At 45.5% G+C, this 20,100-nt stretch carries 22 protein-coding genes, 1 tRNA gene and 1 pseudogene; 13 read left to right on the top strand and 11 right to left on the bottom strand.

The annotated features are described in order from the left end of the window. The 7 genes and pseudogenes from QUA00_RS10650 to QUA00_RS10625 all read right to left on the bottom strand — a co-directional run. A partial coding sequence (locus QUA00_RS10650) for a ribbon-helix-helix protein, CopG family (RefSeq protein ID WP_333409578.1) occupies window positions 1–605 on the bottom strand: 605 nt, incomplete at its 3' end. Between the two features lie 60 nt (window positions 606–665). After that, window positions 666–770, bottom strand: coding sequence for a hypothetical protein (locus tag QUA00_RS36790; protein WP_445252024.1), 105 nt, complete (start codon window positions 768–770; stop codon window positions 666–668). Between the two features lie 70 nt (window positions 771–840). After that, window positions 841–1,080, bottom strand: a pseudogene (locus QUA00_RS36785) (phycoerythrobilin:ferredoxin oxidoreductase); the annotation flags it as partial. Between the two features lie 20 nt (window positions 1,081–1,100). After that, a complete protein-coding gene (locus QUA00_RS10640) occupies window positions 1,101–1,979 on the bottom strand; it encodes a hypothetical protein (RefSeq protein ID WP_333409576.1) in 879 nt (292 codons plus the stop codon). A 3-nt stretch (window positions 1,980–1,982) separates the two neighbouring features. Then, on the bottom strand, window positions 1,983–3,191 hold the full coding sequence (locus QUA00_RS10635; protein ID WP_333409575.1) for a DNA methyltransferase: 1,209 nt from the start codon (window positions 3,189–3,191) through the stop codon (window positions 1,983–1,985). 151 nt (window positions 3,192–3,342) lie between these two features. Continuing rightward, window positions 3,343–3,993, bottom strand: a complete 651-nt coding sequence (locus tag QUA00_RS10630; protein WP_333409574.1) for a HEAT repeat domain-containing protein — start codon at window positions 3,991–3,993, stop codon at window positions 3,343–3,345. 296 nt (window positions 3,994–4,289) lie between these two features. Further along, window positions 4,290–5,192, bottom strand: coding sequence for a phosphodiester glycosidase family protein (locus QUA00_RS10625; RefSeq protein WP_333409573.1), 903 nt, complete (start codon window positions 5,190–5,192; stop codon window positions 4,290–4,292). A 71-nt stretch (window positions 5,193–5,263) separates the two neighbouring features. Between QUA00_RS10625 and QUA00_RS10620 the strand changes: the two genes are divergently transcribed. From QUA00_RS10620 to QUA00_RS10605, 4 genes are all read left to right on the top strand, one after another. Beyond that, on the top strand, window positions 5,264–6,073 hold the full coding sequence (locus tag QUA00_RS10620) for a pentapeptide repeat-containing protein (protein WP_333409572.1): 810 nt from the start codon (window positions 5,264–5,266) through the stop codon (window positions 6,071–6,073). Window positions 6,074–6,211: 138 nt separating this feature from the next. After that, the gene (locus tag QUA00_RS10615; RefSeq protein WP_333409571.1) at window positions 6,212–6,415 is read left to right on the top strand and encodes a hypothetical protein; all 204 of its coding nucleotides are present in this window, start codon (window positions 6,212–6,214) and stop codon (window positions 6,413–6,415) included. Between the two features lie 403 nt (window positions 6,416–6,818). After that, entirely contained in the window at window positions 6,819–7,118 is a 300-nt protein-coding gene (locus QUA00_RS10610) for a type II toxin-antitoxin system HigB family toxin (RefSeq protein WP_333409570.1), read from the top strand. After that, entirely contained in the window at window positions 7,102–7,500 is a 399-nt protein-coding gene (locus tag QUA00_RS10605; RefSeq protein ID WP_333148420.1) for a transcriptional regulator, read from the top strand. The genes QUA00_RS10610 and QUA00_RS10605 overlap by 17 nt, the downstream gene beginning before the upstream one ends. 348 nt (window positions 7,501–7,848) lie before the next feature. Here QUA00_RS10605 and QUA00_RS10600 read toward each other — a convergent pair. Beyond that, window positions 7,849–7,933 (bottom strand) — tRNA-Ser (locus tag QUA00_RS10600). Between the two features lie 214 nt (window positions 7,934–8,147). On the opposite strand from QUA00_RS10600, the gene QUA00_RS10595 reads away from it, so the two are divergent. The 9 genes from QUA00_RS10595 (at window position 8,148) to moeB (ending at window position 16,106) form a co-directional block, all read left to right on the top strand. Beyond that, window positions 8,148–8,516, top strand: coding sequence for a 2Fe-2S iron-sulfur cluster-binding protein (locus QUA00_RS10595; protein WP_172186552.1), 369 nt, complete (start codon window positions 8,148–8,150; stop codon window positions 8,514–8,516). Window positions 8,517–8,550: 34 nt separating this feature from the next. After that, a complete protein-coding gene (locus tag QUA00_RS10590; RefSeq protein ID WP_333409569.1) occupies window positions 8,551–9,066 on the top strand; it encodes a thermonuclease family protein in 516 nt (171 codons plus the stop codon). Between the two features lie 240 nt (window positions 9,067–9,306). Next, window positions 9,307–10,122 carry an inositol monophosphatase family protein gene (locus QUA00_RS10585; protein WP_333143237.1) on the top strand — a complete coding sequence of 272 codons (816 nt, stop codon included), beginning with the start codon at window positions 9,307–9,309 and terminating at the stop codon, window positions 10,120–10,122. A 102-nt stretch (window positions 10,123–10,224) separates the two neighbouring features. Next, window positions 10,225–11,154, top strand: a complete 930-nt coding sequence (locus tag QUA00_RS10580; protein WP_333409568.1) for a DnaJ domain-containing protein — start codon at window positions 10,225–10,227, stop codon at window positions 11,152–11,154. Window positions 11,155–11,887: 733 nt separating this feature from the next. Then, a complete protein-coding gene (locus QUA00_RS10575) occupies window positions 11,888–13,123 on the top strand; it encodes an ATP phosphoribosyltransferase regulatory subunit (protein WP_333104609.1) in 1,236 nt (411 codons plus the stop codon). Window positions 13,124–13,267: 144 nt separating this feature from the next. Beyond that, window positions 13,268–13,495, top strand: a complete 228-nt coding sequence (locus QUA00_RS10570) for a ferredoxin family protein (RefSeq protein ID WP_333054336.1) — start codon at window positions 13,268–13,270, stop codon at window positions 13,493–13,495. A 181-nt stretch (window positions 13,496–13,676) separates the two neighbouring features. After that, entirely contained in the window at window positions 13,677–14,285 is a 609-nt protein-coding gene (locus QUA00_RS10565; RefSeq protein ID WP_333409567.1) for a Uma2 family endonuclease, read from the top strand. 101 nt (window positions 14,286–14,386) lie between these two features. Continuing rightward, window positions 14,387–14,866 (top strand): M67 family metallopeptidase, encoded by a 480-nt coding sequence (locus tag QUA00_RS10560; RefSeq protein WP_333409566.1) that lies wholly within the window; start codon window positions 14,387–14,389, stop codon window positions 14,864–14,866. Between the two features lie 79 nt (window positions 14,867–14,945). Beyond that, entirely contained in the window at window positions 14,946–16,106 is a 1,161-nt protein-coding gene (gene moeB, locus QUA00_RS10555) for a molybdopterin-synthase adenylyltransferase MoeB (RefSeq protein ID WP_333286086.1), read from the top strand. Between the two features lie 47 nt (window positions 16,107–16,153). On the opposite strand, the gene QUA00_RS10550 is transcribed toward moeB, so the two are convergent. From QUA00_RS10550 to QUA00_RS10540, 3 genes are all read right to left on the bottom strand, one after another. Next, entirely contained in the window at window positions 16,154–17,710 is a 1,557-nt protein-coding gene (locus QUA00_RS10550; RefSeq protein ID WP_333409565.1) for a hypothetical protein, read from the bottom strand. Then, entirely contained in the window at window positions 17,703–18,071 is a 369-nt protein-coding gene (locus QUA00_RS10545; RefSeq protein ID WP_333409564.1) for a hypothetical protein, read from the bottom strand. The genes QUA00_RS10550 and QUA00_RS10545 overlap by 8 nt, the downstream gene beginning before the upstream one ends. Before the next feature lie 464 nt (window positions 18,072–18,535). Continuing rightward, window positions 18,536–19,570, bottom strand: a complete 1,035-nt coding sequence (locus QUA00_RS10540; protein WP_333409619.1) for a CHAT domain-containing protein — start codon at window positions 19,568–19,570, stop codon at window positions 18,536–18,538. Window positions 19,571–20,100: the final 530 nt, after the last annotated feature.

The raw sequence follows: 20,100 nt of genomic DNA, 5'->3' as shown, positions 1-20,100 counted from the left end.
TGCTGCTGTAAAGTTTCGTAACTTGACTTCGCTACAGTTTGCTGCAATTGGCTTTCTAGATTTTGCTTTTCGGTAGCTAATTGCTGCTGCAAAGAAGCGATCGAACTTTCGCGTTCACTCAACTGCTGCTGTAAAGTTTCGTAACTTGACTTCGCTACAGTTTGCTGCAATTGGCTTTCTAGATTTTGCTTTTCGGTAGCGAGTTGCTGCTGCAAAGATGCGATCGAACTTTCGCGTTCAGCTAACTGCTTCTGTAAAGCTTCGTAACTTTCTTGCAGCGGATTTGGCTGTACGTTCACCGAGTCCAATTGAGTTTCTGCCGTTCTAGCGTCATTAATTTCGCTTTCTTCGGCTGTTTCCCCTTCCAAGTCAGCGGCTTCTACCTCAGTTTCTTCACCTTTTTTCCAAGTGACAGTAACTTCCGTCTTGTCCTTAGAAATATCCAGAGCGCCTTGTGCCAAGCGTTCTAGGAGTTCCGACCTTGATATTCCGAGCTTGCGAGCGATCACGTTCAATCGATCGGCACTAGAAGAAGTCAGCGAAAGCCCGACTTTGACTTTGCTGTCTGAATTGGAACTAACTACATTGCGATTTTTTTTGACCATTGGCATTTTCCTCATGCCAACCTACACTTATTAGTATAGTGGCTGAAGCTTGTATTAAAATTAATTCTTGTTACTTACCAATTGTGCCAGCTTGCGTTCCCAATTGAACAAAAAGCCGTGAATGTATTCTTCGATCCATTCCTCCCCGTAGCACCGCGTGAACATTTCCTGACCAGGGGTTTTTTCGGCAAGATACCGCAGATAGCACAGTTGAGCTTGTTAAGATACTATCTAACTTTGCGCCCGATCTCACAGGTTCGGCGCGATCGACCAAATCCAAATAAGCCGCCACATAGTCTTTGAACCCTGCAAAAACCGGAATTGCCAAAATTTTCCTTTCCTTGGGACGATCCCACAGAAACGCCAACGAGAAAAACTGCTTAGCTTCCTCTGGAAAGTCGCCACTCCAGGGAAGGTGCGGTTGATGAGCTTGAAAAATTTGTTTGATCGAGCCAGTATGTTCCGTCCGCTCCAACGCCCGTCAGGAGAATGAGTTCAGCTTTTCAGCTTCCTCAAGAAGTCTGCCACCAAAATCTTGTTCTGAAAAGTTGCTCGAATTGTGTCGCTGTTGCTGTAATTAATAATAACTTCAAACCTCTCAAACTCACCGCTTGGGCGATCGATATCAACTGTGTTTAGCTCTGTTAGTGCATCATCAATATTCTCAAACTCGTATTTTGTACCGAAAAGTGGCATGATAATTATTTGGGAAATGAAACGATCGAGGCAGTTTCTGAGCGTATCCATAAACCTATCGACTTCTTGTTTTGAAACACGCATCAAAGCCAGCCGCAGCTTATTTTTTTCTGAAATCTTGAGACCCGCCAGCCTCTTTGAAGCTGCGGTATAGCTTTCGTCCGCAGTTGTTTCGTCAAATGCAACATCAAAATCAATTTCCTTAAATGCTGCTACCACATCTCTATAAGGAATATAGATAATTGCAAATCCATTATTTCTCAGTTGATCTAAAGCTGCTTTCGTGAAATCTCCAACTAACACCGCACCATAAAATGGCGCTGACAAATGATGAAGATCAATGATAGGTAGTATAGCGCCTTGGATTTCTTGAGCTTTGTTTTTTGAGTGTTTAGTATATCTACGCCATGCAGACTCGATAAATGCAACAGGTCTACCGAGCTGGTCATCTGTACCGTCGATCTCAATTACAAAATCTAAATCATGTTTGTTCCCGTATTTGTCTTCCCAAGTAACTTTTTTACCGCTTCTAGCTGGACGAGAACGCTGCCAATCGAGGTAGTAGTTTTTGGTTTGTGCAAACTGTTGTAGCCGAGGTTTGAGAATATCGTCGAGTACAATATCTTCAAAAAGTTTGCCTAGAGCCTGCCCAAACTTATGTGATGGAGATTGCGCCATAAATTAACTGTCTATCCAAAGTCTTCCTTCATGGAGCGGAATATTGTGTTTTCGGTTTTTCCACTTGACGTTACGCTCCCTAATCTGCTCAAAATGCCAGGAATTAAACCCTGCCCCAACAGCCAGTTGACCAAGCCACTGCTCGACCGGAACATACACTCCGTAGGGAGCAGAATCTCCGATTACAAAGCAAATTTTGCAATTAGAGCCTGCAACTCGCCGCAGGGCCTGAAATACAAATCCCATGTCGATAAAATAAGCAGCAATCATTGTGTGATATGCCTTATTGCCACTCTTAGTTACTCGAATCTCCTTTAGTTCTTGACAAATCGGTATCAGCTCGTCTCGAATCGGATCAATAATCGATTCAGCTATCAGAGTATCTAAGCATACTCGCTCCTTTGAAACGTGCTGTGAACTTGAACGGATTAGATATTTACGAACAGTATCATGTAAATCTCCCCAAGAATTTACCTCGCCCCAAAATGTCATTTCCAGACGTGTAGCATCTGCATAATCGTAGTTATTTGCGTAGGGGGGAGAAGTTATTATTAAATCTATAGATCTAGCGGGAATACTTTTTAATTTTCTCGCATCTTCTTGAAGAAAAGTGGCTCGACTCTCTCTCGAAATAAATTGCATTTGATACATATCTTCTTGCATCATAGCAACCTGCTTTTCTAGGATCTCGAATGGTTCACAAGTCTTAGCTTTGCGTTTGTTAGGGAGAATATATTGCCACTGTGCTGTACCTACATGACTTGATGGTCGTAGAATGGCACAAATGGCTAGAAAAATGAGAGACTGCAATTCTTCAGATAGAGACGGGGCTATTTCAAGATAAGCTTGTCTAATTTTGAAGAGGTCTATTAACCTCTCATCTGTGTAGCATTTGCTTAGTAATACTGGAATTTTTTCTGGAAGCTTTGGCGGTAGACTTGCAGCAAAAGCCTTAATTTCGGTAACTGCTGCCAAAAATTCAGGAATGTTTACCATCCAGGCGAGTTTACCTTTTGCAAGCTTACAAACAAAAGGATGCGCTTCGATACCGCAAGAATTTATACCAAGCTTATCGGCAGTGACGCAAACAGTACCAGATCCTGCAAATGGATCGAGGATAGTTTGAGGTTCTAACTCTGCTATGACTTGTTCGACCCAAGCTGCTGAGAATCCCGCCGAATAGCGAAACCACCTATGGATAGGTAATTTCATGTTGTCTGTAAACGTACCTGTCCTTTCCTTGATGACTCTGGATTGAGGATTTGCGTGCAATTGAGGGATGGAATTAAAAAGCTGAAGCCGATCGGGGTTCTTCATTAAGCTTCATGAGTCCCATACTCTGATAGAACTACAGTATCTTACCCTAAAGGTGTAAAGTCGCACCTGCAACCCGATGATCTCGATCTTTTGCCAAATAGCTCACAGCAGCGCCAGCTTGAGGATTGTCAAATTTCCTCAGCGCGCGAGCAACTCGCAGCCGAATTCCCCAGTAATCCGAACTTACTAGAGCTAATAATTGCTGCAATGCCTCTTCTTGCTTCGGGGTATTTGCCAGCACACCCAATCCGTCAATTGCTGCTTCCTGAACGGGTAAATCTTCGCCGCCAAGACCGATCGCACAAATTTCAAATACTGCATCAGGACACTGCATTTCGTACAGCGGAGCCATAATGCTGCGGCGGACGAGCCAATTGTCATCGCGGCGAAAAGCTTCCACTAAATGAGAAATTGCCTCGGTTCCGAACCTTGACAAAGAGTTAGCGGCTTCGGCGCGCACGTTCGGATCGCGATCGAACTGCATCATTTTTAACAGCGCCGCAAAAGCTTCCGCAGTTTGAATCTGCCGCAATCCCATCGCCACGAACGATCGCACCATAAACTCGCGATCGTCCACTTGGCTCAGCAACATCGGTAGCGCCACCGCAGAATCGCACTTTCTCAGAGCCGTTACCCCCCGCAGCCTCTCTTGAGAATCCGAACTTTGCAGCGCTGCTTGGATTTCGCTAATTTTCATAAGCCAATTATAAATTTTTGTTACGTTTCTTTACAATTTTAGCAATTATTCCCGGATTTTGGGCAGATTAAAAAAAAATTCACTGCTGAATAAAAATTTTTGTGCGTATTTAAGCGCACTTTTGTATTAGTAATGAAGGCAATCAGTACCATATTTATTTGAGTAGGCGGAGGCATTCTTGGTTTTTTTTCAAATAGGTTTTAACAGCAGATTTGTTACAAGCAGCGGCTGGGGCGCGGTGCAGAATAGAATCATTTTTAACCCTAATTTTTGAGATTAAAGCGCAATTTAAAAGCCTAATTTTCCCGCGCATAAAATCCCAGGTGATTGGCAATTGGACGTTCCTGCATGGGGATTTTATTCTGAATCGGAGCATTCAACAGTTTCGCTCCTGACGGCGATGCTACTGCAAAAGTTACCGACCCGCCGCCATCTAAATTTAGCACTGTCTCAACTCCCAACTGCATCGAAATATCAGTTATTTCGCTCAATTTCAGCCCTTCACTGTAAAGCCTCTGCTTGCCGTCTGCCACAATTAACCACAACTTGTCGCCTGTTTTGTCGATCGCCGCGACGGCACGGGGATAGGGTTTATCCTGTGTGCGTTCTTTCTGGCTTTGTGCTACGGGTTGGCCATTTTTTACCAGCAAAGTATCTCCGGCAACTGCATAGGCTGTTCCCGCAGGGCAAGTGCCGTTTTCGATTATTTTAGCGCGGTTTTTGGCATCAAAACAAAGGGCGGGAAAGTCTGGATCTGGTTGAGAATAAGCTTGGCTTTTGGCAATGGCGTGTCCGACATTATTTACTCGATCGCCACTGCGGGGATAGTAATCCCAAGGTGCTTTCTCGATGCAGGGATAAAAAAAATTGCCGTTGACTGCTAATTGCAATTTAAATTCTTTCAGGAATTCAGTAGCGGTGCGGGCATTGGTTTCTGTTAAATCGGGTGTTGGGTTTCCGGGAGTGACAAAAATTCCTATTCCCGGCGCTTTTAGGTCGATGCTAACAATGTGAATTAGGGTGGGACGCGGATTAGTCCGAAATTCCCTGCGGTAGGCTATTCCTTGAAAGAGCGATCGGGCTTCGTTTGTTTGTTGGGGACGCAAAAAGTAGGGAATGTTGTAGAGTAGTATTGGTGCGAGCAATATTCCGAGACCGAGAATCTGCCAAATTTGTTTGATCGTGGGTCGATAAGTCATACCATTTTAGATTTTAGATAGGGGACGGGAACACTGACAGATTTATATATTTTCAAGCATCCTCTACTAATATGAAGTATTCGGATTCCAATAATTTTAGCAATCAAATTTTACGAAATAGATCGTTCCAAGGACAAGTTCTTAACGGTGCTGATTTCAGCGGTGCGGATGTTCGAGGCTGCAATTTTAGAAATGCTCAGTTAGCGGGGGCTAATTTTCTCGGTGCGAAAATCGGGCTTTCTCGGCGACAGATTGCTGTTTTGAGTGCTGGGGCGATCGCGATTTGTTTGGTTGTGGGCGATGTTCTGACTCGACTGATTTTGGGAACTCAAGGACAAGTACCGGGATCGGGCAGTTTGCCTTTTGTTCTGTTGCTGTACGGGGTTTTGAGCGCTGCTGGCTTCGCTTCGGCGATCGCCAGCAAACAGCCAAAAACCTCAAAAGCGGGTAGATTGGCACGAACAATTTCTGCTATTCTATCAGGAGCTTTGTTGGGATTTTTCTATGCTGGCACTGCAACTAATAATAATTCCCAGGCTGCTCTTGCTGGAATGTCGATCGGCGGGGTGTTAATGTTTTTTGTGAATTCCCGGATTCGTAGCCAATTTGCACAGGTGGCGATCGCATCGGCTGGAAGTGTGGCGGCTTACGCAGCGGCTTTTTTGTTCAGTGCAACGGCGAGCGCTTTTCTGAGCACTCACAAACTGTTTTGGGGTATGTGTTTCGTTTTGCTGTCGCTGCTGTATCTTTGGTTTGCGTTTGTGTCTTTCTCGGCTACTGTTCGAGAGATTGGAAATGCTGAGGGTACTTCGTTCAGAGGGGCAAATCTCGCTAATGCTAAGTTCGATATAAATTACCTCGATCTAAAATCTAAAATTTAAAATCTAAAATTCCCCGACTGATATTCAAACAGCAATTGATCGAGCAGAAAGCGACGCTTTGCTCCAAACGGTGAGGGAGCAAATGGCCCTCGCAACTTTCAATCCCAACGACAGCGAACTGCTCAAAAATATGGTCTAATGTATGGGAGATTCCCAGGGAATGGTGAGGCTGAGTTTAGCCAAAACTCTCGGCTCAATTGGCAAACCTGCAACTTTTTTTTTGCTGGAAGCTTAGCACATCACGCCAACCCTGTCGTGCGTAGAGCCTCTGCTAAAACGCTGACTCTGATTTGCGAGGCGATCGCCCGAACCACGCTGCTAGAAGCTTTTTTTACACGATGAGGATCAAGTCGGGGGAGGAAGAGTGGGATTAAAGATAAAGCCTGCGGTTTCCCACCGCGCCTACACAGAGAAAACCCACTTGGAGTGCGTTAAAGAATTTTTACTCGATCGGGCCTTGACATTATCCTCTCAAAATGAGAGAATAAGCAAAACTTCGCTAAAGAATTTTTACTCGATCGGCTCTTGACATTATCCTCTCATTTTGGGCGTTGCTGATTCACGGTATGAATCAACTATTCGCTTGATGTTGCAAAAATCACCATACTTGGCTTATAGCAATTGGGAAATATTGAATTCATACCTGTATTCAGCAACGCCTCATTGTGAAAGGATAAGCAAAACATCGCTGCAAAATTACCCAGGCAACCTATGCAAAACCCCCAAATATCAAAACCAAAAACCCATGCACCTAATCTCTATCCGCAACCTCCGTAAAGATGTTGCCCAGTATCCCGATGTCAAAAATCAAATTGATAGCTGGAACGCAACTGTAAAGAAAGCAGAATGGCAGAATTTGGAGGAGGTTCGCAAGATTTACCGGGATGCCGAAGCAGTAGGAAACTTCACAGTCTTTAATATCAAAGGCAACGAATATCGCCTGATTGTCGGCATCAACTACGAGGAGCAAACTATTTTCTACAAATATTTCCTAACCCACGCTGAATACGACAAAGACAAATGGAAAAATGATCCTTACTTTTGATGGAGCCACTTATAGCAACTTGCTTGCAGAAATCGCTCCTAGGGCGATCGAAACCGAAGAGGAATACGATCGCCTCCTGGCAGTGGCAGAACGGCTAACGTTCGCTAAAAACCTCACTCCAGAGGAGAGAGCTTTATACAAGTTGTTAGTCACGCTGATTGAAGTTTATGAGACAGAAAATTATCCGATCGAGAAATCGGAGCCTCATGAGATTTTGCAACACATCATGGAATCCAGCGGCACCCGTCAAGCGGACTTGGTAGGTATCATTGGATCGAGCGGCGTGGTGTCTGAGGTTGTGAATGGGAAAAGAGCGATTAGCAAGGCACAAGCTAAGGCACTCGGCGATTATTTTAAAATCTCACCTAGCTTGTTCATTTAATTGGGAAATTGGGCATTGCGAATAGGGCATGGGTTATTTGTGATTAGAAAAACTACTAAGCTGTCACGCATTTAAATTGCATATTCAGGGCGGGCTCTTAGGCCCACCCCACAAGACTTAGATTATTTTTTGACATTCAATTTAAATGCACAACAGCTTAACCAGTAACCGCTAACTATTACCCATGCCCGATGCCCGATGCCCATGCCAGAGGCATCTGACCCTAGAAAAGCGATCGCCCTTGATTTTTCTAAAAGAATTCAAGGGCGATCGCTCTAATCAAAGTATTTATCTCAGATCAGAGATTTTTTTGGCAAGCTGTTTTTTTTGCCTAAACAGCTTGTTTAACGGAGAGGGAGGGATTCGAACCCTCGTTAAGTTGCCCTAAACACACTTTCCAGGCGTGCGCCTTCAACCGCTCGGCCACCTCTCCAGGGCTAAATTAATTCATTTAGCCACAGCTAAACTATATTAGCAGAACAAATCTGATTTGGGAAGGGGTAACGGCATAAATTTACTGTTTAATGTGGGTAGGGTGTCAAACGAGCGGGCTTGGATTCTCCTAGCTGTGTCGCAAACCCCTTCATCTAAAGGAGTTTGCCCGCCAAACCCCAATCTAAAATCTAAAATCTAAAATCTAAAATTCCATGACTCACTCTTACACAATTAAAATTCATAACAGACAGACAGGCGATCGCCACACCGTGCGAGTACCCGAAGACCGCTACATCCTGCAAAGCGCCGAAAACCAAGGAGTAGAATTGCCATTTTCCTGCCGCAACGGCGCTTGTACCGCCTGTGCGGTGCGCGTCAAGTCGGGAGAACTGCACCAGCCAGAAGCAATGGGGCTTTCGGTGGAACTGCAAAAAGAAGGTTATGCCCTGCTGTGCGTCAGCTATCCCCGTTCCAACATCGAGGTAGAGACGCAAGACGAAGACGAAGTGTACGAACTGCAGTTCGGCCGCTACTTCGGCAAAGGTAAAGTTAAAGCTGGTTTGCCGTTGGATGAAGAATAAGGCAATTTGATAAATTATCAACTACCAATTATCCATGCTTTATCGGTTATTTGCGATCGCCCTTTGTCTGTTGGTAGCTAGCTGCCAAAAACCAGAAATTCCCCAAGGTACGATCGCCAAAGTAGAAAGGGCCATCAGCGGCCAAACAATCGAAGTTATCAGTACAGCCGACAAAATAGCCTTATTAGAACAAATCAGGCTGATTGGTATTGATGCGCCGGATTTAAAACAGCAGCCTTGGGGAGAAGCAGCCAAACAAAGACTAGAACAGCTAACTGGGGGAAAACAGGTATTGTTAGAATCAGACATCGAAGAGAAAGATCGGTTCGATCGCAAACTAGCCTATTTGTGGCAAGATAAAATTTTGCTCAACGAACTGCTAGTCAAAGAAGGTTATGCCCTGGCCTCAGCGCGATCGCCCAACACCAAATACCAGCAGCGACTCGTGAACGCTCAAGAATGGGCGAGACTCATGGGTAAAGGCCTGTGGAATCCAGAACGAGCTTTGCGCCAAACTCCTGCAGAATTCCGCCAGCAAAATCGGAAATAGTCAATCGATTTTAGATTTTAGATTTTAGATTTTAGATTGAAGCATTGACCCCACCGATAAATACGTTCGGCAAGTTTCATCGGGTACAGGTTTTTATTTCTGGACGGATGAATCACGTGGCGGGTATCGTGGATGCTTTCGGTCAGTTGGGAATTGTTGACAACTGACAACTGACAACTGACAACTAACAACTAACAACTGACAACTGACAACTGACAACTGACAACTAACAACTAACAAATGACTGACAATCAACTGCAAAACTTCTTAGAAATAGCCACCGAAGCAGCCCTAGCCGCCGGTTCCGTCCTGCAATCTTTCTGCGGAAAATTAGAAAAAATTCAAGAAAAAGGCCGATCGGGCGATTTAGTAACAGAAGCCGATAAAGCCTCAGAAGTCGTCATCTTAGAAATTCTGGGCCGCCACGTACCCGACCACGCCATCCTCGCCGAAGAATCCGGCAAATTAGGGGATGCTAGCAGCAAATACCTGTGGGCGATCGACCCTTTGGACGGCACAACAAATTATGCTCACCAATATCCTTTTTGGGCCGTGTCGATCGGACTTTTAATCGACGGTATACCACAAATTGGAGTAATTTACGACCCCTTTCATAATGAATTGTTTCGGGCAGGCAAAGGATTGGGAGCAACCTGCAACCGATCGCCGATCGAAGTTTCCCAAATCTCAGAATTGAGAACCAGCTTGCTAGTCACTGGGTTTGCATACGATCGGCGCGAAACAGCAGACAATAATTATGCCGAATTCTGTCACCTCACCCACCTCACCCAAGGCGTGCGGCGCAGCGGTTCCGCATCCCTAGACCTCGCACACCTCGCGATGGGGCGATCGGACGGATACTGGGAACGGGGACTCGCCCCTTGGGACGTAGCAGCAGGTGTAGTCATAGTCTCCGAAGCCGGAGGTCAAATTACAGCTTATGACGGCAGTGCCTTTGAGATGAACTCGGGTCGGATTTTGGCCACAAACGGCAAAATACACGCCGAACTCAGTGGCGCACTGCTAGCAGTTCCTCCGTTATCTTCCTGGGGGTAATCTACCCGCAGCAAGAGATCGGGGGTAGTACGGGGGTCAGAACCCCTTGACTCAAGCTACATTAAAGAATAGTGAAAAGCCAGGAAAGGAAGAGTAAAAGTTATGTCTTTTGAAATGACAAAAGGGCTGTTCAAGTACGACTTTACAGATCAGCACGCAATTTTGGGAATTCCCTTAGACGCCGAGTTTAACGACATCCGCAAGCGCTACATGAAAATCGCCCGCCGCTTGCATTCGGATACTTGCTCTTTTGAAAGCCAAGCCGATAAAGATTGGGCTAACCAATTTTTGTCAAAAGTAGTCAATCCGGCTTACAACAAATTTTCCAAGGAAAGCGATCGCAAAGAATACAGCCTGCTATTAGCAGCCATCGGCAAGCGCGTCGCTAAAGAACAGGCGAAAATGCAAATCGAAAGCGAAGCAGCCAAACAGTTAGTTACCGCTAAGGATTGGGAAGAAGCTTACAAAACAGCAGTTAGCAAACTGGCTCTCAAGCAGTACGAATCAGTTAAGGAAACCCAAGAGGCGATCGATCAAATTAGCGAACTCAACATGGTTTACCTGCTGCGAAAAGAGCGCATGGGTGGTGGTGCGGTTGCACCCGGTTCATCCATAAAAGATGGAACCCCAATAAAAGATGCAACCCCAACCCCAACTCCAACTCCAACTCCAACCCCAACCACAACCACAACCACAACTGCGGCAAAAGACTCGCCGGCCGAAGCCTATTGCCGCCGAGCTCAAGGATTCATGGACAGCAAAAGTTACGCCAAAGCAATTTTAGAGTTGAAAGAAGGCCTGAAGCGCGATCCGAAACACAGCAAGACCCACGCTTTGTCAGCAATGTGTTACCTTGAACAAAATCAAGCCACAATGGCGAAACTTGAGATGAACAAAGCTTTGGCATCAAATCCTGAAGAACCAACGGCTTTGGAGGTTAAGAAAAAGCTGGAACAAGCTGCAGCAAAAGCCAAAAAAGGTGACGAGAAACCAGGATTTTTTGCAAGTTTGTTTGGCGGTAAGAAGAAGTGAGAAGTTGTGAGTTGTGAGTCTTGAATATTTAGAAACGGGTGAACTGCTCAGCAGTGGAGTGAGGTAGCTCAAAAAAATCAAGACTTGGTGATATCAACGCCGGTGACATCGGAATTATACCATCAGTGCGATCGTCCCGCGACCGCGGATGCTCCAGAAAGAACGGGACGATCGCACTGACGGGGAAAATGATAATTGCGATGCAAACGAAAACGCTATCACGCCTTAATTTGTTAAAGTTGAAGATTAAGCTTGCCTCCTTCGACTTTAACACCGTCCCCTAAAGCTAAGCTTCTAAGGCCAATCTAAAATCTAAAATCTCAAATCTAAAATTGAGATGACACCGTGAACAAACCAGGCGTTCAACGGAGTACCGTTAGTACGCAGGCTTCGTATTTCCTTTTTTGCAAAGGCTTTTTATAGTGAGGTAGTTCCACCCCCACTTACTAACACAGTACCAGAGTATTTCCAGACTATCAATGGGTATAAAGAAATAATTGTCGGCTTCCGTCCGCGACATCCGACGCTTCTGGACATCCCTGCGGTAATTCCCAACGGGGTAATTCGCGCAGCGCTCAGATTAATCCCCTCTAAATATAACGAGGGACTTCCCGGCTGGTAGTTAATTTGTTAAAGTCGAATGTTAAGCTGGCCTCCTTCGACTTTAACACCGTCCATAAAGCTAAGCTTCTAAGCCCAATCTAAAATCTAAAGTCTAAAATCTAAAATTGATATGGTTCACCAACCCCCATCCGGTGCAAGAGATTTATTGCCCCTTGACGTTGCTCAAAAAATTTCGATCGAACGGCGCTTACAGCAGGTTTTTCACCGCTGGGGCTATCACCGGATTATTACCTCTACTCTAGAAAGGCTGGAGACATTGATGGCTGGGGGCGCGATCGACCGATCGACCTTAATTCAACTGCAAGACGCCGAGGATGGAGAACTTGGTTTGCGGCCGGAATTGACAGCATCCATCGCCCGCGCGGCTGCAATGCGGATGGCGGGGACTCGCTGGCAGCCTCAGCGCCTCTACTACAACGCTAACGTGTTCCGCAAAGGCCCAGATACTGGCTCAGGCGGGCAACAGGAGTTCTATCAAGCTGGGGTAGAACTCCTCGGCGCGGGGGGGGCGGTTGCGGATGCGGAAGTGCTGCTGCTGCTGTCTGAGTGCTTGCAGAGCTTGGAAATTGATGACTGGCATTTGGTTTTGGGAGAAGCGGGCTTGACTGCAACATTGCTAGAACCGTTTCCGCCAAATGTGCGCCAAAAAGTTCGGGGGGCGATCGCCAATCTCGATCGAATTGCCTTGGAAACTTTGCCGCTGTCAACCGAATTGCGAGAAAGAGCTCTGCTGTTATTTGACTTGCGCGGCCGACCTGAAGAGGTGTTGCCAATTGTTGCCAAACTAGATTTAGATTTGCCGCAGCAAGCCGCGTTAAATAATCTCAAATCGGCGATCGAATTGCTGCACCAATGCCAGTCAAAAATTCCCAATCTCAAATCCCACATTCACCTCGATTTGAGTTTAATTCAAACATTTGACTACTACACTGGAATTGTGTTTGAAGTTGTCAGCAGCAGCAAGACAGGACAGCGAGTTTTAGGACAAGGGGGACGCTACGACCAACTGTTGGGACTGTTCGATCCCCAAGGGCAAAATTCCCCCGGCATCGGGTTTTGTCTGAATATTGAAGATTTGCACCAAGTTTTGCTGACAGAGGGGCAGTTGCCCACGGAGACGCCAGCTAGCGACTGGTTGGTTGTGGCTCAAACTCCTGAAGCTAGTGCCGCCGCGTTTGCTTACGCTCGCAAACTCCGAGACTCTACTCACCTAGTTCGGGTGGAAATAGATTTGGAGAGTCGGGAGACAGCAGAGTCGGCGCGGGAATATGCGCGCGATCGACGAATTGCTCAAATTGCTTGGGTAAATGCCGAAGGATTGCCAACAATTGAAACAGTAAATTAGCCTAATTGGTAATGGGTAATTGGTAGTTGGTAATTGGTTAAAAATCACCAGATATGATATTATGTATCCTGCTGATTGAGATCAGGTTTTGCCAATTGCTAATTGCTAATTCCCTATCTAACTAAAATCTTTTGAGAGAACACTATGGCACATACTATCGTTACGAATATTTGCGAGGGAATTGCTGATTGCGTCGGCGCTTGTCCGGTTGCTTGCATTCACCCCGGCCCCGGCAAAAATGTCAAGGGTACTGATTGGTTTTGGATTGATTTTGATACCTGTATTGACTGCGGTATTTGTTTGCAGGTGTGTCCTGTCGAAGGTGCGATCGTTCCAGATGAGCGGCCTGAGTTGCAGCAAACTCCGACTTGATTGAATTAACTGTTTTTCCCCTTCTCTTCTCTTCCTTTGTGTCATAAGCGTCTTCGCGGTTCGTTAAATTTATATAGGAACTTTTTTTACGAACCGCAGAGGCCGCAGAGGACACAGAGAAGAAGTTGAGAAAGAAGGAAAAAATCTAACGTTGAGATATCTTAAGTGCAGGTAATTAATTATGCTACTTTTAGATCCAAAAACTCTCGCTCCAGCGACTGAACAGCGCGTCATTCTATATGATGTGACTTGGGAACAATACGAGCAGCTTTCCGATATGTTTGTCGATGAATTTCCCAGGATGACGTACTTGGAAGGAACGTTAGAAATTATTATGACGACTTCGCCAGAACATGAAAGGCTTAAAACAATTATTGCCCGGTTGATAGAAACTTATGCGGTTGAAAGGCTAATTAATCTCAACGGTTACGGAAATGCTACATTTCGTCGCGAAGCTGTGAGACGGGGTGCGGAACCAGATGAGTGTTACTGCTTGGGTGCACTTGCAGAAATCCCTGATATTGCGATCGAAATTGCTCTAACTAGCGGTGGAGTTGACAAACTAGAAGTGTATCGCGGTTTGCAAGTTCCTGAAGTCTGGTTTTGGGCTAACGATCAATTTTCTATTTACCACTTGCGGGAGTCGGGTTATGAGTTAATTTCCAGCAGTGAATTTTTGCCTGAGTTAGACTTTTCTGTATTGAGTCAATATGTAGGATATGTTAACCAAACTGAAGCTGTTATTGCTTATAGAACTGTTTTGCAAACAGCTACACCAACCTCAAATTAATAGACATCTCCAGAAAAGCCAGTATTGAACAGGCAAGATGCCTGTTCCACAATTTAAAAAAAGCCCATCGCACTTTACAATAAAATCTACAATAAAATCTCATGCAGCCGATCGCACTTTCCGACTCTCATATTTTATCCATGCGTACCCACGCCGAAAGCGCTTATCCTGAAGAATGCTGCGGTTTGTTGCTCGGTCGAGTTACTGGCGATGTTAAAACTTTAGTGGAAGTTTGGCCGACTGAGAATGCTTGGAGTGCACAGGCCCAGGAGAATTGGCCTGAAGAAAAGGGATTGACAGAAAGACGCAGATATGCTATTAAGCCCGAAGATATGTTGCGGGCGATGAAACATGGGCGCGATCGCAGTCTGGATATTATCGGTATATATCATTCTCACACGGATTCTCCCGCAGTGCCCTCAGAGTGCGATCGGACATTGGCCTGGGCCCAATACTCTTATATCATTGTGTCCGTCCGACAAGGCTGTTGGGAAGACATCCGCAGTTGGAGTCTTGACGGAGAGGGGAACTTTCAAGCAGAGGAAATTCTCGCACAGGAACCGACTGAGATTAAGAAATAATTAGTAAAAATAACAAACACGTAAAAATGCGAAAGATTCAGATAGGATGTAATTCAAAATCTGCGCTACACACAATATCATGCTAAATCCTAATCTGGAGGAGATCCAGCTCAACAAACAAGAATACGAACGCTACTCTCGCCACCTGATCCTGCCAGAAGTTGGATTGGATGGGCAGAAGCGTCTCAAAGCTGCCAGCGTGCTCTGCATCGGTACGGGAGGCCTCGGTTCGCCGCTGCTGCTGTATTTAGCAGCCGCCGGTGTTGGCCGCATTGGGATTGTAGACTTTGATGTTGTAGACCATTCTAATTTGCAGCGGCAAGTAATTCATGGCACTTCTTGGGTTGGGAAACCGAAGATTGAGTCGGCTAAAAATCGGATTTTAGAAATTAATCCTTTTTGCCAAGTTGATTTGTACGAAACTCGCGTTAGTTCCGAAAATGCGATCGACATTGCCACTCCTTACGATATCATTATCGACGGTACGGACAATTTCCCGACTCGCTATTTGATGAACGACGTTTGCGTGCTTTTAAACAAGCCCAACGTCTACGGTTCCATCTTCCGATTTGAAGGGCAAGCAACAGTTTTCAACTACGAAGGCGGCCCGAATTACCGCGATTTGTACCCGGAACCCCCGCCTCCTGGCATGGTTCCTTCTTGTGCAGAAGGCGGTGTTTTAGGCGTTTTGCCTGGAGTAGTTGGCTGCATTCAAGCAACGGAAGCTATCAAGATTATCTTGGGTCAAGGCACTACTTTGAGCGGCAGATTGTTGCTTTACAATGCCTTAGATATGACATTCCGGCAATTGAAATTGCGCCCGAATCCAGTGCGCCCGGTAATTGAAAAGTTAATCGATTACGAAGAATTCTGCGGCTTTAGTAAAGTACCAGCAGAGCAACCGCAAATTCCTGAGATGACTGTCAAAGAACTTAAGGAGTTAATCGACAGCGGTGCCAAGGATTTTGTATTGTTGGATGTTCGCAATCCCAATGAGTATCAAATTTGTCAAATTCCTGGGTCGGTTTTGGTTCCTTTGCCAGATATCGAACACGGCGCAGGTGTCGCTAAAGTCAAAGAATTGTTGAACGGCCACCGCTTGATTGCACACTGCAAAATGGGCGGGCGTTCTGCGAAGGCTTTGGGGATTTTGAAGGAAGCTGGAATTGAGGGGATTAATGTTAAGGGCGGAATTACTGCTTGGAGTGAAGAAGTAGACCCGTCTGTACCTCAATATTAAGGCTAATCTTTTTCTGGGGCGGGCGATTTGCCCGCCCGGAACCGGGATTATGAGGGCGGCAACTGTTTATTTCTATTTAGTAGATTCTTGAACTTACCTAGTAGATTCTTGGAATTGGCACTCAACATAACCACACCCCAAACCACAACCCCCGCACCGATACTAATCAACAATACCAAGGCAAAAGAATTAATTCCCACCTTCACGAAAGGCAAAGGCAAAGGAACCATCTGGTTCGGCGGGTCTTGTTTAATTAAATAAGGAGAACTTCCAGCCACCACCCCGGCTACTCCCAAACCAAAGCCGACAGCTTGAATCGTTACCTCTAATTTGGCATTCCGATAAGCTTCTTCGATCGCCACAATAGCTCGAATTGCCTCTGTTGCTTGGTCTAGCAAGCCGGAACCGTGTTTGAAATAGCCTAAATCTGCTTGAATCTGCCTTTGAAACTGCGGGCAAGTTTCTTTACTAAATGCTGCGAGGAAACTTAAATCGGTATCACTACCATTATACTTTTTAGCTGATTTGATGTCAAGACTTATTTGATTTAATTTATCCTGGTAATTTTGGGCGTTAATTGCGATCGTATTTTCCCGAACCTGCAAATCACTCAGCAACCGGGCATACTTCACAGCCCGCAGCGGCATCTCAATCATCTGACGTTTGAGATATTCTAATTCCTTCTGCTTTAAACCAGCACCTTTAGAGCCCCGCTGCTGAGATTGTTCCTGCTGCAAATACTTAAAAGTCTTGTCAATATCCAGTTCAATTTGTTTGTATTCCTCGCGAGTCACGGCGTAAAGCTTGCGGCTGTCGTGATAAGCGCGAAGAATCTTATTTCGGTACAAAAACAAATCCATAAAATCGCTGTACCGCGTCTCATCCCAGATTTCATCAGTTGCGGGGCTGTTGAAAAACCAGATAATAACGTGACAGTAACTATCGGGCTGACTCGGATTGCCGTACTCCAAAATCGGACTGCCGAATAACTCGCCTTTACGGTAAAAATCCGGCAGATTTTGACCAGAAATCAACTTTTCCAGACACTGTTTGCCTAAAGCTTGGAGAAACTGCGAATCTGCCCGCGCCGCCTGATTTTGTTCGACACTCAGCCAAGCTGTAAGCAGCAGAGTTTGCCCGAAATAACTCTGCACGAAATCCGGTAGCAAGCAGTTATCGGGATTAAATTCCTTGAAGATGCTAACATCGACAGGAGGTGTTTTAATGCTGTTAACTTTTTCAGGAACAAAAATTTTTAAACCCAGGGCATAGCTGTCATCAATTCGCAGCGGTTGGGCAAAACCTTTGAGGGCAATTTGTTGGTTTTCGTGGGAAATATTCTTATCAAAAGCCAGAGAATTTCGCTGGTCAACAACTTCTTTTTTAATCAGGTTGACTCGCCATCCGGCAGGTTCGTCTTTTTTGGACAAGTAGCTGCCGTTGAATGCCTTACCGACTGCTAATTTAGTTTGCAAAATCTCATCGCACTTCTGCCACAAACGGGCGAATTCCACAGGGGAACTAGACTCTGATTCTAGGGGTTGGCAGAGGTGATAGGCAAACAAATAGACGTTGGGGGCATAGATTTTACTGTTTTCAGTCATTGTCTGTATTTGATTGATTCTCTGCATCGAGTTCTTTTTGAATTTTTTTGTAGCTATCTTCAATGCTTTGACGCAGAGTTTGAGTGATGTTAGTTAGTGGGTGAGTGGTAGGTGGGGTGGGTTCGCCCGGATCGTCGATTTCTTTTTTGTTTTGGCCGGCCGCAATTTTTAATTCTTCTCCCAATTGATGACGGGCGCACCACTTGCTGATAGCCATAGCAATAGGAAACAATTGATCGTCTGCGAATTCTCCCATTTCTGTTTTTAATTCGGGTAAATCTTGCCATGCTGTCGGCATGAAAATACTCGGATTTTGGTGCAGCCATTGGAGAAAAGCATTGATAATTTTGTCAGGTTCCATTGTAATTACTCCCGTGATTAAAAAATATAGATTTGTAGGGGCGGGTTTCACCAACCATAATTGCCTGAAACAAACAATCTCAAAAACCCGCCCCCACCCAGCGAAAAATCATCATCTACATTTTAACATTCGATGCAAATTTCAGGTTGATGTGGGTTATTGGTGGGGTGGGGGCGGGTTTATCTAGATTGTTGGTCATCGTTATATATTGTTTGTAAAACCCGCCCCTACAAAATTCCGGTGAACGTAGGGGCGGGTTTCACCAACCATAATTGCCTGAAACAAACAATCTCAAAAACCCGCCCCCACCAAACGAAAAATCATCATCTACATTTTAACATTCGATGCAAATTTCAGGTTGATGTGGGTTATTGGTGGTGGGGGGCGGGTTTATGTAGATTGTTGGTCATCGTTATATATTGTTGGTGAACCCGCCCCTACAAAATTCTGTTTGCACACCTAACTTAATATCCCGTCGCACAGAAGGCTGCCCAATATTTCGGATCGCTGAAAGGCTGTTCTTCATTCGAGTTAATTAACCACAATTCCGTACCTTGTTGCCATTTTTCATCTAAATTTAACAATTTCACCCAAACTCTAACATCCTCCTTGCTAACACCGCGCATCCAGTTTTGCGCCGCATTCAAAGCGAGGGCTACTGAATCTGCATCGGGCAATTCCTGATAAAATTTAATCATCAAAATTGCGGTGGCAAAATCATCGACAGCCCACAGACTGCTGACAACATTCATGCTACCCGCATACAAAAAACCGCTGGGTAAACCAATGTATTCATCCGTCATTGCGGTTGAGGTGGTTAACCCGGTTTCGCAGGCGGAAAGTGTGACGAGACTGCACTGCGGCAACTGCAATTCGGCAAAGATTTCTCGCAGGGTGAGGCATTTTTCTGGGATGGCTTTTCTGCCGCTGCGTAGGGTGACATAGCGCTGTTTTTCATCGGGCTGATTTGACTCTGGGGGCGGGGGTGAGGTTTGCGGTTCCAGGGAATCGGCTAAGACTAGGGATGACAGCAGCGGATTGTCAAAGTTGAATACGCCGTGACAGGAAAAGTGCAGGTAGTTGGCGTTTGAGAGGTTTTCTCGGTTTTCGTTGAGGGCGGTTTTTGTGGCTTGTTTTTTGAGTAAAATTTGATGCGGATTGAATCGGGTTTTGATGGTTTCTACTTCCATGTCGGCGTTGAATAAATCTTCGGTGGGATTCTGGAGGGCGAAGAGTTGTTGCTGATTTGGTGGGGGGGAGTTTCTGCTGGTGATGCGATTTTTTACGAGTTCCAGCAGTTGCAAGCTGGGGGCGTATTTCACGCCTGCGGGGAAGCTGTCGAGGAGGTAGCCGCGAAAGTTGGTTTTTTCTTGAAATCGGGTTTCTGAGGTGAATTGTAGGGCGTGGAGGGGGAATAGGTGCAGGTAGCGGTGGGGTACTAGGATTAGTTGTTTGCTGTTGGGGGGGATGTAGGCCATTATCTCGTTTAGTCGCAGGATTTCTGAGAGTTTTTCGAGTTTTTGGGATAGGGTTTTTTGCCAGGTTGTGTTGGTGTTTTTGTTGCGGTATTCGTCGAGATAGTTGTTTTTCCAGGTTTCTAATTCGGCTATTTCGGTTGTGGTATATGTGACTGGTTTTATGCTGTCGCGGGTGATGATGAAGGCTGATCCCCCCCAGCTATCGTCGGAGTGGGAGTTATTGCCGATGTACCATTCTATGATTGCTGTTTGGGTGTCTAAGGTTTGTTGGAATTTGGTGATGTCGATGGGTTCGACTTTTTGAGTTAGGGTGAATTCTGGTTCTCGCTGTTTTATCTGTTCCAGCAGTTGTGTTAGTTGCTGTGATGTTGTTTCTAATTTGGCTTTTTGTTGTTGGAAATATTCGGGGCTGAGGCTGCGGGTTTGGGTTGTGCGTTGTGAGGGAGAGTCTTCGGGAACCCCCCCCGGCCCCCCCCTTTCAGGGGTAGGTTTTTAAAATTTAAGCCGTAGAAAAGTGAGAACGGCTTGGCCAAGGTTCAGGAATAAAGCTA

The sequence above is a fragment of the Microcoleus sp. T2B6 genome (assembly GCF_036700475.1).
Taxonomy (GTDB): Bacteria; Cyanobacteriota; Cyanobacteriia; order Cyanobacteriales; family Microcoleaceae; genus Microcoleus.
The sequence above is the reverse complement of the archived record's forward strand: the minus strand, read 5'-3'. Positions and strand labels throughout refer to the sequence as shown.